This is a genomic window from Aeromonas dhakensis (genome assembly GCF_002285935.1).
GTDB lineage: Bacteria > Pseudomonadota > Gammaproteobacteria > Enterobacterales > Aeromonadaceae > Aeromonas > Aeromonas dhakensis.
In genome coordinates, this window is sequence record NZ_CP023141.1 from 3,728,660 (window position 1) to 3,742,168 (window position 13,509).

General features: G+C 60.8%; 12 protein-coding genes. 5 read left to right on the forward strand and 7 right to left on the reverse strand.

Going from position 1 to position 13,509, the window contains the following annotated elements; translation table 11 throughout:
• Positions 1 to 90: 90 nt before the first annotated feature.
• The 5 genes from secF to queA form a co-directional block, all read right to left on the reverse strand.
• Positions 91 to 1,038 (reverse strand): protein translocase subunit SecF, encoded by a 948-nt coding sequence (secF, locus tag CK627_RS17330; protein WP_005299746.1) that lies wholly within the window; start codon positions 1,036 to 1,038, stop codon positions 91 to 93.
• Positions 1,039 to 1,047: 9 nt separating this feature from the next.
• Complete coding sequence (gene secD, locus CK627_RS17335; protein ID WP_005299734.1) at positions 1,048 to 2,901, reverse strand: protein translocase subunit SecD; 1,854 nt, start codon at positions 2,899 to 2,901, stop codon at positions 1,048 to 1,050.
• An 18-nt stretch (positions 2,902 to 2,919) separates the two neighbouring features.
• Positions 2,920 to 3,255, reverse strand: coding sequence for a preprotein translocase subunit YajC (gene yajC, locus CK627_RS17340; protein ID WP_005299732.1), 336 nt, complete (start codon positions 3,253 to 3,255; stop codon positions 2,920 to 2,922).
• Positions 3,256 to 3,305: 50 nt separating this feature from the next.
• On the reverse strand, positions 3,306 to 4,442 hold the full coding sequence (tgt, locus tag CK627_RS17345) for a tRNA guanosine(34) transglycosylase Tgt (RefSeq protein WP_005299730.1): 1,137 nt from the start codon (positions 4,440 to 4,442) through the stop codon (positions 3,306 to 3,308).
• 121 nt (positions 4,443 to 4,563) lie between these two features.
• Positions 4,564 to 5,631: a tRNA preQ1(34) S-adenosylmethionine ribosyltransferase-isomerase QueA gene (queA, locus tag CK627_RS17350; protein ID WP_010634307.1), complete on the reverse strand. Its 1,068-nt coding sequence runs from the start codon at positions 5,629 to 5,631 to the stop codon at positions 4,564 to 4,566.
• A gap of 211 nt (positions 5,632 to 5,842) precedes the next feature.
• On the opposite strand from queA, the gene CK627_RS17355 reads away from it, so the two are divergent.
• The 3 genes from CK627_RS17355 to ahpF all read left to right on the forward strand — a co-directional run bounded on the left by CK627_RS17355 (position 5,843) and on the right by ahpF (position 9,232).
• On the forward strand, positions 5,843 to 6,289 hold the full coding sequence (locus CK627_RS17355) for a CBS domain-containing protein (RefSeq protein ID WP_017765922.1): 447 nt from the start codon (positions 5,843 to 5,845) through the stop codon (positions 6,287 to 6,289).
• 664 nt (positions 6,290 to 6,953) lie between these two features.
• A complete protein-coding gene (gene ahpC, locus CK627_RS17360) occupies positions 6,954 to 7,520 on the forward strand; it encodes an alkyl hydroperoxide reductase subunit C (RefSeq protein WP_005299724.1) in 567 nt (188 codons plus the stop codon).
• Between the two features lie 125 nt (positions 7,521 to 7,645).
• On the forward strand, positions 7,646 to 9,232 hold the full coding sequence (ahpF, locus tag CK627_RS17365) for an alkyl hydroperoxide reductase subunit F (protein WP_095592962.1): 1,587 nt from the start codon (positions 7,646 to 7,648) through the stop codon (positions 9,230 to 9,232).
• A 63-nt stretch (positions 9,233 to 9,295) separates the two neighbouring features.
• On the opposite strand, the gene CK627_RS17370 is transcribed toward ahpF, so the two are convergent.
• Entirely contained in the window at positions 9,296 to 10,588 is a 1,293-nt protein-coding gene (locus CK627_RS17370; protein WP_095592963.1) for an MFS transporter, read from the reverse strand.
• Between the two features lie 171 nt (positions 10,589 to 10,759).
• On the opposite strand from CK627_RS17370, the gene CK627_RS17375 reads away from it, so the two are divergent.
• Both CK627_RS17375 and CK627_RS17380 read left to right on the forward strand, forming a co-directional pair.
• Complete coding sequence (locus tag CK627_RS17375) at positions 10,760 to 12,091, forward strand: GAF domain-containing sensor histidine kinase (RefSeq protein ID WP_095592964.1); 1,332 nt, start codon at positions 10,760 to 10,762, stop codon at positions 12,089 to 12,091.
• 110 nt (positions 12,092 to 12,201) lie between these two features.
• Positions 12,202 to 12,447: a PA2433 domain-containing protein gene (locus CK627_RS17380; RefSeq protein WP_005299713.1), complete on the forward strand. Its 246-nt coding sequence runs from the start codon at positions 12,202 to 12,204 to the stop codon at positions 12,445 to 12,447.
• Between the two features lie 91 nt (positions 12,448 to 12,538).
• Here the strand turns inward: CK627_RS17380 and CK627_RS17385 are convergent, their stop codons facing one another.
• Positions 12,539 to 13,288, reverse strand: coding sequence for a class I SAM-dependent methyltransferase (locus CK627_RS17385; RefSeq protein ID WP_095592965.1), 750 nt, complete (start codon positions 13,286 to 13,288; stop codon positions 12,539 to 12,541).
• Between the last annotated feature and the right edge of the window lie 221 nt (positions 13,289 to 13,509).

Genomic DNA, 13,509 nt, shown 5'->3' on the forward strand with positions numbered 1-13,509 from the left:
CTTGCCTCTTGGCCAATGGCCGTGGGTGAAACCGTCATAATGGCTCACCCGGATGATAAGAGAAAGGGCGCCTCATGGCGCCCTTGTCATTTACGGCAGGATCTCTTGCTGATCCGCCCCCTCTTTCTCCACCTGGGTCGGCAGCATGTGCTCCCGCTTGACCCCGAAGAACATCGCGAACGAGCTCGCCACATAGATGGAGGAGTAGGTACCAAACGCCACACCGATCACCATGGCCACCGAGAAACCGTGGATCAGAGGACCGCCCTTGAGCAGCAGCGCCAGCACCACCACGAAGGTCAGGCCGGAGGTGATGATGGTCCGGCTCAGGGTCTCTGTCATGGAGAGATCCAGGATGTACTCGGTATCCCCCTTGCGCACCTTGCGAAAGTTCTCCCGCAAGCGGTCGAACACTACGATGGTGTCGTTCAGGGAGTAACCCACGAGGGTCATCAAGGCCGCCAGCACGGTCAGGTCGAACTCGTACTGGAAGTAGGCGAAGACGCCCAGGGTGATCACCACGTCGTGCACCAGGGAGAGGATGCCGCCCATGGCCAGACGCCACTCGAAGCGTACCGCCACGTAGATCATGATGCAGATGATGGAGGCCAGCATGGCCAGCGCACCGTCCGTCGCCAGCTCGTCACCCACGGAGGGGCCGACGAACTCCACGCGCTTGAGCACGGCGCCCTGATCGATCACCTTGGCGGCCGCCAGCACCTCGTTGCCCTGCTGCTCCACCTTGACCCCCTCTTTCGGGGTCAGGCGCACCAGCACGTCACGGCTGGAGCCGAAGTGTTGCAGGGTCGCCCCTTCAATCTTCTGCTCGTCCAGCACCTCGTGCATCTTCTCCAGGCTCACCGACTGCTGGAAGCCCACCTCGATGGTGGTGCCGCCGGTAAAGTCCAGACCCCAGTTCAGACCCCGATCGAACAGGAAGAACAGGGAGATCACCATCAGCAGGGTAGAGAAGACCACACCCGGCTTGGCAAAGCGCATGAAGGGGATGGGCTTTTCAAAATGTAGAATCTGAAACATGTCTCTTCCTTAGATCGGCAGCTTGTCGAGGCGCCGACCACCCCAGGCCAGGTTGATGATGGCGCGGGATACCGTGATGGCGGTAAACATGGACGCACTCAGACCAATCCCCAGCGTCAGGGCGAAGCCCTTGATGGCGCCGGTACCGATACCGAACAGGATCACACAGGTGATGAGCGAGGTGATGTTGGAGTCGGCGATGGTCGAGAATGCCCGATCAAAGCCCAGGTGGATCGCCTGCTGCACGCCGCGGCCGTTGCGGATCTCTTCACGAATGCGCTCGTAGATCAGCACGTTGGCGTCCACCGCCATGCCCAGCGTCAGCACGATACCGGCGATGCCCGGCAGGGTCATGGTGGCCCCCGGGATCATCGACATGATACCGACGATCAGCACCAGGTTCATGGAGAGAGCAATGTTGGCCACCCAACCGAAGGCACGGTAGTAGATCCCCATGAACAGCACGATCACCAGCATGGCCCAGCCGATGGCTTCCATACCGCTGTCGATGTTCTGCTGACCCAGGCTCGGGCCAATGGTGCGCTCTTCCACGATCTGGATCGGGGCGATCAGCGCACCGGCACGCAGCAGCAGCGCCAGGTTGTGGGCTTCGTTGGCGTTGTCGATGCCGGTGATGCGGAACTGGCTGCCAAGGCGCGACTGGATGGTGGCGACGTTGATCACCTCCTCCTGCTTGCGGAACTTGCGCTTGCCGTCCGGACCCGGCTGACCGACCGGCTTGTATTCGATGAATACGGTGGCCATGCCCTTGCCAACGTTGTCCTTGGTAAAGTTGGCCATCTTGTTGCCACCCTGGCCATCGAGCTTGATGTTGACCTGGGGACGGCTGTATTCGTCGAAACCGGACTGGGCACCCACGATGTGGTCACCGGTCAGGATGATGCGCTTTTGCAGCACCACCGGACGACCGTTGCGATCGTTGTAGACCTTGGAGCTCGGCGGTACGCGACCGTCGGCCGCAGCCTGGATGTCGGCGGTCTCATCGACCATGTGGAATTCCAGGGTCGCGGTCGCGCCCAGGATCTCCTTGGCACGGGCGGTGTCCTGGATACCAGGCAGTTCCACCACGATGCGCTCGGCACCCTGCTGTTGTACCAGCGGCTCGGCGACACCCAGTTCGTTCACCCGGTTGCGGATGATGGTGATGTTCTGCTCGAGGGCGTACTTCTTCACCTCCTTGACCTTGGCTTCACTTAAGGAGGCCAGCAGGACGAACTCGTCCCCCTTCTGCTCGGTGGTAAAGGTGAGATCCGGGTTCTGACGACGCAGGAAGGAGACCGCCTTGCTCTGGTCGGCTTCGTCGCGGAAGACCACCTGCACCTGATCACCGACCCGGCGCACGCCGGAGTAACGGATCTTCTGGGTACGCAGCTCGGAGCGGAAATCCTGCACCATCTGCTCCTGCTGCTTGGCCAGCGCTTCGGCCATGTCCACTTCCATCAGGAAGTGCACGCCGCCACGCAGGTCCAGACCCAGCTTGAGCGGGTTGGCACCGATGGCTTCGAGCCAGGCAGGGGTGGAAGGCGCCAGGTTGAGTGCGGTAATGAAGTTGTCACCCAGCTTGTTGGCGACCAGATCGCGCGCCTTGAGCTGCTCTTCGGTGTTCTTGAAACGAATCAGAATGAAGCCGTGTTCGAACGCCGCATGCTTGACCGGGATCTTCGCCTCGTCGAGGGTCGCTTTCACCAGGTCAAGGGTATCAAGCTTGACTTCGGCACCCCGGCTGGCAGAGATCTGCAAGGCCGGGTCTTCGCCGTAAAGATTGGGGGCTGCATATAGAAAACCGATGGCGATCACCACGATCACCATCAGGTATTTCCACAGCGGATAGCGATTTAACACGCTGTGCTCCTCGGGAGATTAGAGGGACTGGATAGAACCCTTGGGCAGAACGGCAGAGACGAAATCACGCTTGATGGTGACCTGGGTCTGATCGTTCAGGGACAGCACAATGTATTCGCTGTCGGCGGAAACCTTGGCGATCTTGCCGACCAGGCCGCCGGAAGTGAGCACTTCGTCACCCTTGGAGAGGGAGCTCATCAGGTTGCGGTGATCCTTGGCACGCTTGGCCTGGGGACGATAGATCATGAAGTAGAAGATGAGACCGAACACGGCCAGCATGATGATCATTTCCATGCCACCACCCTGTGCCGCCGGAGCCGCGCCTTCTGCATATGCCTTGGAGATAATGCTCATTTAACAACCTCTTATTGATGTAAATTTGATAACTAGCTTATAAATCGTTGTTATTTCACGTCATTTTCAGCTAACGGAGGCACGGGCTTCCCTTGCCGACGGTAAAACTCAGTTACAAAGTCGTCTAATTTACCCTGCTCGATCGCGTCCCGCAAACCCTGCATCACACGCTGGTAATAACGCAGGTTGTGAATGGTGTTCAGACGGGCACCGAGGATCTCGTTGCACTTGTCCAGATGGTACAGATAACTGCGGGTGTAGTTCTTGCAGGTGTAGCAGTCGCAGTCGGCATCCAGGGTGCTGGTGTCCTCGCGATACTTGGCGTTGCGGATCTTGACCACCCCGTCGGTGGTGAACAGATGACCGTTGCGGGCGTTGCGGGTCGGCATCACACAGTCGAACATGTCGATGCCACGGCGCACCCCTTCCACCAGATCTTCCGGCTTACCCACCCCCATCAAGTAGCGTGGCTTGTCGGCCGGAATTTTCGGGCAGACGTGCTCGAGGATGCGATGCATGTCCTCTTTGGGCTCACCCACCGCCAGACCGCCGACCGCGTAGCCGTCGAAGCCGATCTCCAAGAGACCTGCCAGCGACACATCCCGCAGATCTTCGTACACGGAGCCCTGGATGATGCCGAACAGGGCGTTCTTGTTGCCCAGCGCATCGAACTTGTCGCGGGAGCGCTTGCCCCAGCGCAGGGACATCTCCATGGACTTGCGCGCCTCTTCGTAAGTGGCCGGGTACGGCGTGCACTCGTCGAAGATCATCACGATGTCGGAGCCCAGATCATACTGGATCTCCATGGATTTCTCGGGATCGAGGAAGATCTTCTCACCGTTGATGGGGTGACGGAAGTGCACCCCCGCCTCGGTGATCTTGCGGATGTGCCCCAGGCTGAACACCTGGAAACCGCCGGAGTCGGTCAGGATCGGGCCCTGCCAGTTCATGAAGTCATGCAGATCGCCGTGGGCGCGCATCACTTCCTGGCCCGGACGCAGCCAGAGGTGGAAGGTGTTGCCAAGCAGGATCTGGGCGCCAGTTTCACGTACCTCTTCCGGGGTCATCCCCTTGACGGTGCCGTAGGTGCCGACCGGCATGAAGGCCGGGGTCTGCACGGTGCCGCGCTCGAATACCAGCTGACCGCGACGGGCACGGCCGTCGGTGGTTTTCAGTTCAAATTTCATTGCTACCTCGGTTTCAGTCAGAGAAACAGTCTGACAAATAGTAGGGCCGCACCGGCCCGGTACAAGAAGCCGGCCGGGATCCTGACGATCAGGTCCTGAACGGCTTCTGAAGGGCAGCCGCTTAAGCTGCTGCCCGGCGACGGGTGACGAACATGGCGTCCCCGTAGCTGAAGAAACGATACTGCTCGGCCACGGCGGCCTGGTAGGCGGCCATCACGTTGTCATAGCCGGCAAAGGCGCTGACCAGCATGATCAGGGTCGACTCGGGCAGATGGAAATTGGTGACCATGGCATCGACCACCTGGAACTGGTAACCCGGGAAGATGAAGATGTCGGTGTCGCTGAAAAACGGCGCCAGCGGCTTGCCCTGGGCCAGGGTCACCTTGGCCGCGCTCTCGAGCGAACGTACCGAGGTGGTCCCCACCGCAATCACCCGGCCACCGCGGGCACGGGTCGCCGCGATGGCGTCCACCACCTCCTGCGGCACTTCGGCGTATTCCGAGTGCATGTGGTGATCTTCAATCTTGTCCACCCGTACCGGCTGGAAGGTGCCCGCCCCCACGTGCAGGGTGACGAAGGCCGTTTCCACCCCCTTGGCACGAATTTTCTCCAGCAGCGGCTCGTCGAAGTGCAGGCCGGCGGTCGGCGCCGCCACGGCGCCCGGCTTCTGGTTGTAGACGGTCTGGTAGCGCTCCTTGTCGGCATCCTCGTCGGGACGATCGATATAGGGGGGCAGCGGCATGTGGCCGATGGCTTCCAGGATCTCCAGCACCGGGCGCGGATCGAGGAAGTGGATCTCGAACAGGGCGTCGTGACGGGCGCGCATCTCGGCCTCGACGGGCACGCCGTCGGCACCGGCATCCAGGATCAGGCGGGTACCTGGCTTGGGCGACTTGGAAGAGCGCACGTGCGCCAGCACGCTGTGCTCGTCCAGGATGCGCTCCACCAGCACCTCCAGCTTGCCGCCGCTGGCCTTCTGGCCAAACATGCGCGCGGGGATGACCCGGGTGTTGTTGAACACCAGCAGATCACCGGGGTTGAGCTGGTCCAGCACATCGACAAATTGACCGTGGCGCAGGGCGCCGGTTTGACCGTCGAGCTGCAGCAGACGACTGGCGGTACGCTCCGCCATCGGATAGCGGGCAATCAGCTCGTCTGGCAGATCAAAATGAAAATCGGATACTTGCATCTTTCACCTCGGGGGAATCGGCGGCTAGTCTAGTTATCCCCCTCTTGCAAGGCAACCCAAAAGACCAAAAACCCAAGAGAGACAAGGGATAGCGAGCAATTATGTGAAGCAGGGCCAGTTAAGAAACCTTTAAGGTTTTGTATTGACCCTGATCATGTTTTGCCGAAGGGGGCTGGGCTAGGGTGAAAGCAGATACACAAGGAGGCCCACCATGATGACCCTATCCGAGATCATGACTGAACACCCCTTCACCCTGGGTCCGGAAAACAGCGTCAAACAGGCGATGGACCTGATGCAGCAGGAGCGGATCCGCCACATCCCCATCGTTGACGACCACCATCATCTGCTGGGCCTAGTCACCCTCTCCGATATCCTGGCCACCCGCGAATCCAAGCTGCTGCTGATCAATCCGGAGCGGGAGGCGGAGTTCACCGACAGCGTGCAGCTCGACGAGATCATGACCCGCCAGGTGGCGAGCGTGGATCCCCATGCCGGCATCAAGGAGGCGGCCCTCTATCTGCAGCGCCACAAATATGGCTGCCTGCCGGTACTCAAAGGGCACAAGCTGGTAGGCATAGTCACCGAGTCGGACTTCATTGCCGTGGCCATCAATCTGCTGGAGCTGATGGAAGAGCAAGAGCCATCTGATGACTTTTGATCTGTGCATCATGTAATTAAATTACAATAAAAGCGTTTTCAGCCTGAATTATCGGCATAAATAGTGAAACACTTTCATTTTGACTGAAAAATTACACCATCAACTTGCTTTGTGATCTGCATCACATTATCATGACCGCCATGCAATAGTTGCCGAGGGGGAGACGAGGGATTGTGCACCCATCCTCTTCCTCTCATTTGTCTGCAAGTTTGCACACCCCGTAGTTAGTCTTTGCTGTAAAGCTTTTGTTTATATAGCCATTCCTTGTTTGATGACCCGGCCTTGTCCTTGCGACGACGCCGGGATTTTTTTATCCGCGTTTTACCCCCTCCCCTTCACCTGGCACGCTCGCGCCGCCCGTTCGCTCACCCCCGACGCCCCTCTGTGCCATGACTTGGCCGGCACTCTCCCCTCTCCCCCTTGAAAAGCCGAGGTCGCGCACAGATGTTGAATCTCGACAAGGAGTTATCTCTGCATGCTGGCGATATTCATGTTAGGTACAGCAGAGGTGGTTTATCTAATAAGTCGATTTAAGTGATTCAAAATTGCGGCTTTGACCGATTAGGAAAAGCCCCTATGATGACTCCATTGAAAGTTAAACGCCTCGTCTGGCACGACTCTTCACTACCGGACGAGCACATGTACATCACCAAGGAGCAAATACATGTCTACCTACATCAACACTGAAATCAAGCCGTTCAACGCTACCGCCTACCACAATGGCAAATTCGTTCAGGTGTCTGACGCTGACCTGAAAGGCAAGTGGTCCGTGGTGTTCTTCTACCCGGCTGATTTCACCTTCGTCTGCCCGACCGAGCTGGGCGACCTGGCTGACAACTACGCCGAATTCCAGAAGCTGGGCGTTGAGATCTACGCCGTCTCCACTGACACCCACTTCACCCACAAGGCCTGGCACGACACTTCTGACACCATCCAGAAGATCCAGTACCCGATGATCGGCGACCCCACCGGCACCATCACCCGCAACTTCGGCGTGATGATCGAAGAAGCCGGTCTGGCTGACCGCGGTACTTTCGTCATCGACCCGCAGGGCATCATCCAGATCGTTGAAATCAACGCTGGCGGCATCGGCCGTGACGCCCTGGAGCTGCTGCGCAAGGTCAAGGCTGCCCAGTACGTTGCCGCTCACCCGGGTGAAGTGTGCCCGGCCAAGTGGAAAGAAGGCGACGCCACCCTGGCCCCGTCCCTGGATCTGGTAGGCAAAATCTAAGCCTCCCCGCTCTGAAGACCGGCCCGTTCAAGGGCCGGTTTTGTTTACGGACCTCAGAACAGGCGCCGGTCTGCTTTCTGGCCTGACAAAACGCCGACCCGCATTCAACAAGAAGGAATTCGACCATGTTAGATACCAACCTCAAACAACAACTCAACGGTTACTTGCAGTACATCGTCAATCCCATCGAGATCAGCGTGTCCGGCAACGACAGCGACAAATCCGCCGAACTGCTGGCATTGGCCAGCGAGATCGCCGAGATGTCCCCCAAAATTACCCAGACCTCTGGCACCAATGCCCGCAAGCCTTCCATGAGCGTCGCGCCGAAGGGCCAAGCCCCGCGCGTTCATTTTGCCGGCATCCCCATGGGTCATGAATTCACCTCCCTGGTGCTTGCCCTGCTGCAAAGTGGCGGTCACCCCTCCAAGGCCGATGCGGCCGTGCAGGAGCAGATCCGCAATCTGAAGGGCGAGTTCCACTTCGAGACCTATATTTCGCTCTCTTGCCACAACTGCCCGGACGTGGTGCAGGCCCTCAACCTGATGGCGACCCTGAACCCCGGCATCACCCACACCATGATCGACGGCGCCCTGTTCCAGGACGAGGTCAACGAGCGCCAGATCATGGCGGTACCGAACGTCTACCTGAACGGTCAGCCGTTCAGCCAGGGCCGCATTTCGCTCGAAGAGATCGTCGCCAAGCTCGACACCGGCGCCGCCGAACGCAAGGCTGAAGAACTCAACGAAAAAGCCCCCTACGACGTGCTGGTTGTCGGTGGTGGCCCGGCCGGCGCCGCAGCGGCCATCTATGCCGCCCGCAAAGGCATTCGCACCGCCATCGTCGCCGAGCGTTTCGGTGGCCAGGTGATGGACACCGTCGGCATCGAGAACTTCATCTCCGTGCCCTACACCGAAGGCCCCAAGCTGGCCGCCAGCCTGGAGCAGCACGTCAAGCAGTACGGCGTGGAAGTGATCACCGAGCAGCGCGCCGCCGCCATCAGCCGTGATGGCTACGTCAACGTGGATCTCGCCTCCGGCGCCACCTTGAAGAGCCGCGCCGTGATCCTGGCGACCGGTGCCCGCTGGCGCGACCTGAACGTGCCGGGCGAGCTCGAGTACCGCACCAAGGGCGTGGCTTACTGCCCGCACTGTGACGGCCCCTTCTTCAAGGGCAAGCGGGTTGCGGTGATCGGTGGCGGCAACTCCGGCATCGAGGCGGCCATCGATCTGGCTGGCATCGTCGAACACGTCACCGTAGTGGAGTTCGCCGACACCCTGCGTGCCGACGAAGTGCTGCAGAAGAAAGCCCGCTCCATGAGCAACATCGACATCATCATGAGCGCCCGTACCACCGAGGTGATCGGTGACGGCAGCAAGGTGGTGGGCATGGATTACGAAGATCGCACCACAGGCGAGATCAAGCATCTGGCGGTGGCGGGTATCTTCGTCCAGATCGGTCTGGTGCCGAACACCGAGTTCCTCAAAGGGAGCGAAGTGGCTCTGACCCGCTTCGGCGAAATAGAGATCGACACCAAGGGCGCCACCTCCCTGCCCGGCGTCTATGCCGCAGGGGACGCCACCACTGTGCCGTTCAAGCAGATCATCATCTCCATGGGCGCAGGGGCGACCGCCGCGCTGGGGGCGTTTGATTACCTCATTCGCAACCCGGCGCCGGAAGCCGCTGCGACCAAGGCCGACGCCGTGACCGCCTGATAGCGACCTGATGGACAAAAAGCCGACTCACAGAGTCGGCTTTTTTTATTGGTGCGAAAAGGCTCAGCCGGCTTTCGACGGTTGGCCCTCATCCGGCCCGGGCGTGGCGTAGCTGGCGGGCACCGCCTCCCCGTCCAGATCCGTTCTCGGTTCCAGCTCCGCCGTCATGGGGGTATTGGGCGGCACCGGCATGAAGACCTGGTGCTCGGCCAAGGGGATGGGTGCCCGCTGCCGCCTGCGCCAGCCGAGATAACCCGCCAGCAGCAGACCGCAGAGGGCAAAGTAGACGAACAGCCCCTCTGGCCCGAACTGCGCCATGACAAACGGCGCCAACAGCGGCCCGGTCATGGCCCCCAAGCTGTAGGCAAGCAGCAACCCCTGATTGGCCCCCAGCACCTGATCCGGGCGCAGCTCGTCACAGGAGTGGCTGAGGCTCAGGGGATAGATGGAGAACGCCATCCCCCCCAGCAGAAACACCAGGCCCCCCTCGGCGGGGCCGCGCCAGGCATCCGGCAGCAGCACCATCAACAGAGCCAGCAGCGCCAAAACGGCGCCGAGCAGCAGGATCACCCCCCGCCTGTCGTAGCGATCGGAGAGGCGACCGATGGGGTACTGCAGGCACATGCCCCCCAGGATCACCAGCGCCATCATCTCCGCCACCTGGGAGAGGGACGAGCCGCTGTCGGTGAAATAGAGCGGCAACAGGCCATAGATGGCCCCCAGCACCAGACCGGAGGTAAAGCTGCTGCCCATTCCCGCCGGAGTGAGCCGCACCAGCTCCAAGACGCCGACCGGCTGGGGCGCCACCATGGCAGGGGTCGCCACCCGGGAGATGGCGAGCGGGATCACCGACAGGGTCGCCGCCATGGCGCACAGGGCAAACGGGGTCAGCACCATGGGATCCACCCACTTGAGCAGCAGCTGTCCCAGCGCCAGGGAGCCGTAGAGCAGGATCATGTAGAGGGACATCAGCCGGCCCCGGTTGGCCGGGGTGCTGGAGACCAGCATCCAGGACTCCAGCACCACGAACAGACCGCCGGTGGCAAAGCCACCCACCAGCCGCAGCGCCGCCCAGCTGAGCGGCTCCACCACCATGCCGTGCAGCAGAAACAGAAAGCAGAGCAGGGAGGCATAGGCCGCATAGGCCCGGATATGGCCCACCCGGATGATGAGGCGGGCGTTGACGAAGGCCCCCAGCACCAGACCGCCGAAATAGGCGGCCGAGACCAGGCCGATGGCTTGGGCCGATACCTGCTCGGCAGAGAGGCGCACCGTCAGCAGGATGTTGAACATGCCGTGACCCAGAATGAAGATCACCAGACTGGTCAGGGGTGAGAGGAACCTTGCGAGTGTCATGGGGTCTCCCTGGTTGGCGCAATTGTGCGCAAAACAGTCATGGTACCGTTTGCTTCCCGCTCGCTTCAACCCTGCGGGATCAGTCAACTCATGACACGCAGGGCCCGCACCGGACAACTAGAATGGGAATACAGTCCATTCACCCCAGCCCCAGCAAACAGGAACGCCTTCATGTCTGCGAGCCTATCCAAATATCCGATCGCCCCCGAGTTCGAGATCCCGGACTCCCTGCGTCTCTCCTGGCAGAAGACCGTCAACCTGATGGCTGAGCTGTTTCACGTGCCGGCCGGGCTCATCATGCGGGTACACCCTCGCGAGATAGAAGTGTTCATCACCAGCCAGACGCCGGACAACTGCTATCCGGCCGGGGCCCGCGAACACCTCGACTCCGGCCTCTATTGCGAACGGGTCATGGATACCCGCCAGGAGCTTCTGGTACCCAATGCCCTCAAGGATCCCGAATGGCAACACAATCCGGACATCAAAGTCGGCATGATCTCCTATTGCGGTCTGCCGCTCTGCTGGCCCGATGGCAGACTCTTCGGCACCATCTGCGTGCTGAGCCGGGAGGAGAACGACTACGGCGGCCTCTACCGGCAACTGCTCCTGCAGTTTCGTGATTCGGTGCAGCAGGGGATGCACACCCTCTACGACAATATTCGTCTGCAGGAGACGCAAGAAGAGCTGGAGCAACACAAGTCGCAGTTGACCCACACCCTCGACAGTCTGAAAAAAACCCAGGAGGAGCTCATCCACACCGAAACCCTGGCGGCGCTGGGGGCCATGGTGGCCGGCATCTCCCATGAGCTGAACACCCCCATCGGCAACGCCCTGATCGCCACCACGGCCCTGCAGGAGCAAACCCGGCAGCTAGCCGCCCAGCTGGGGGCTCAGACTATCCGTCGCACCACGCTGGAGGAGTTTGTGCACGCCAGCCAGGAGATGAGCGAACTGGCCCTGCAGGCCATCACCCAGTCGGCCAAGCTGATCAGCAGCTTCAAGCAGGTGGCCATCGAGCAGACCTCGGAGAGCCGGCGCAGCTTCGATCTCAGGCGCCTCATCGACGACAACCTGGCCAACCTCAAGGCCGGTCCCGGGTTTGATCAGGTCGTGCTGCACAATATCATCGACGAGGAGCTGCTCTGCGACAGCTACCCGGGCCCCTTCAGCCAGGTGCTGCTCAACCTGATCCACAACGCCCTCCTCCATGGCATCGGGGATCGCCAGGATGGACGCATCGAGATCCGGGCCCATCAGGACCAACAGTCCATCCACCTGGAGGTGCTGGACAACGGTCGCGGCATGGCACCCAACGTACTGGCCCACATCTTCGATCCCTTCTTTACCACCACCCTGGGCAAGGGGGGCTCCGGACTGGGGCTCTCCATCTGCCGCCGCATCGCCACCTCGGTGCTGGGTGGCGGTCTGACGGCTCGCTCGGCGCCGGGCAAAGGCAGCTGCTTTACCCTCTCCTTTCCCCGTATCGCCCCTGGCCGCGTCTGAGGGGCAGAACTCAGCCCCCTCTCGCAGAGTGAATCGAGTTGCGATGCCGGCCAACACAAGGGCGGCGGTGAGGTCTATCCTTGCTGATGTCCACCAGTGAGGTAATCAAGATGAAACCAGCCCTGTTTCTGTTAACCCTGCTCTTTACCGGCAGCGTGCTCGCCTTTCACTGTCCCGCCGACATGAAGAAGATTGACGATGCCCTGGCCAAGTCCCCGCCTTTGAGCACCGAACAACTGGCACAGGTGAAGAAACTGCGTGCCGAAGGCGAAGCGCTGCACAATGCGGGCAAGCATCAGGAATCCGTCGATACCCTGGCCAAGGCGATGGCCATGCTGGGCCTGAACAAGGGTTAGCCCGGCGGCAACCCACTGGCAGCGAGCCGATTGCACTGCCCCCTTGCGGCCCCTCGTCCCCGATGCGAGGGGCCGCTTTTATCTGACCCGGCTACACACGACCGCTGTAGAGCAGGGTGTTGTAGTTGAAGGCAATCACACCGTTGACGGCGTGGCGCTCAAACTCCCGGGCAATCAGCGCCGTCAACTCGGTATGGGCCTGCGAACCGGCCACCGGGGCATAGGAGGAGGAGTTTAGCCGCCCCAGCACCCCGTCGAGATCGAACAGCTGACGGTTGGCAAAGCGCTCGAGCCGGTAAACTCCCTCGAAGAAGGCGGCAAAATCCGCCTCCCCTAGGTTGCGATGATTGACCTCCTCATAGTCCCCCGAATAGGTGCGCAGCCCCGCCTCGTAGGCCTTGAGAAACGGGGTGTCAGTCAGCCTGTCGTTCCAGATAAGGGCCACTCTGCCACCTGGCTTTAGCAGCCGCCGACACTCCTGCTTGAAGGCAGGACGATCGAACCAGTGAAACGCCTGGGCCACCGTGATGAGATCCACACAGCCATCCGGCAGACCGGTGACCTCGGCCCGGCCGTCAGACCAGCCGACATTGGCAACCCCGGCCAGCAACTGCTGCGCCGCCTCGCGCATCTCCTGATTCGGCTCCACTGCCCAGACCCGCGCCACCCGAGGGGCCAGCAGCGCCGTCAGGATGCCGGTGCCCGCTCCTATGTCGGCCACCTGGCTAGCGGGTCCCATGGCCAGTTCATCGGCCAGAAAGTCCAGCATGGCCGGCGGGTAGCCGGGGCGGTATTTCACATAAGCCTCAACGCGAGCTGAAAATCGTTCGGTATTGTCCATTCCTCTCTCCTGCCATGTCGCCACCTGATGGCGCTGCTGCGCTGCTTTCCAGCGCCTCCATACCTATGCATCTCGTGGTCATCCGGTCGCCGCGGGCACAGACCCATGCCCCCTTCTGAGCGGGTGGCACATCATCTATCTGACCAGATTGACCTGTCATGGCGTCGGAATAAAGAGGCGCCTCACCCTTTTCCTGCCACGCCTGCCACGCACAGCTCGAT

Excerpts from the sequence above, each read along its gene's own strand:
- secF (WP_005299746.1), bottom strand. The coding sequence starts at position 1,038 with ATGTTTCAGATTCTACATTTTGAAAAGCCCATCCCCTTCATGCGCTTT.
- yajC (WP_005299732.1), bottom strand. The coding sequence starts at position 3,255 with ATGAGCATTATCTCCAAGGCATATGCAGAAGGCGCGGCTCCGGCGGCA.
- tgt (WP_005299730.1), bottom strand. The coding sequence starts at position 4,442 with ATGAAATTTGAACTGAAAACCACCGACGGCCGTGCCCGTCGCGGTCAG.
- queA (WP_010634307.1), bottom strand. The coding sequence starts at position 5,631 with ATGCAAGTATCCGATTTTCATTTTGATCTGCCAGACGAGCTGATTGCC.
- CK627_RS17355 (WP_017765922.1), top strand. The coding sequence starts at position 5,843 with ATGATGACCCTATCCGAGATCATGACTGAACACCCCTTCACCCTGGGT.
- ahpC (WP_005299724.1), top strand. The coding sequence starts at position 6,954 with ATGTCTACCTACATCAACACTGAAATCAAGCCGTTCAACGCTACCGCC.
- ahpF (WP_095592962.1), top strand. The coding sequence starts at position 7,646 with ATGTTAGATACCAACCTCAAACAACAACTCAACGGTTACTTGCAGTAC.
- CK627_RS17370 (WP_095592963.1), bottom strand. The coding sequence starts at position 10,588 with ATGACACTCGCAAGGTTCCTCTCACCCCTGACCAGTCTGGTGATCTTC.
- CK627_RS17375 (WP_095592964.1), top strand. The coding sequence starts at position 10,760 with ATGTCTGCGAGCCTATCCAAATATCCGATCGCCCCCGAGTTCGAGATC.
- CK627_RS17380 (WP_005299713.1), top strand. The coding sequence starts at position 12,202 with ATGAAACCAGCCCTGTTTCTGTTAACCCTGCTCTTTACCGGCAGCGTG.
- CK627_RS17385 (WP_095592965.1), bottom strand. The coding sequence starts at position 13,288 with ATGGACAATACCGAACGATTTTCAGCTCGCGTTGAGGCTTATGTGAAA.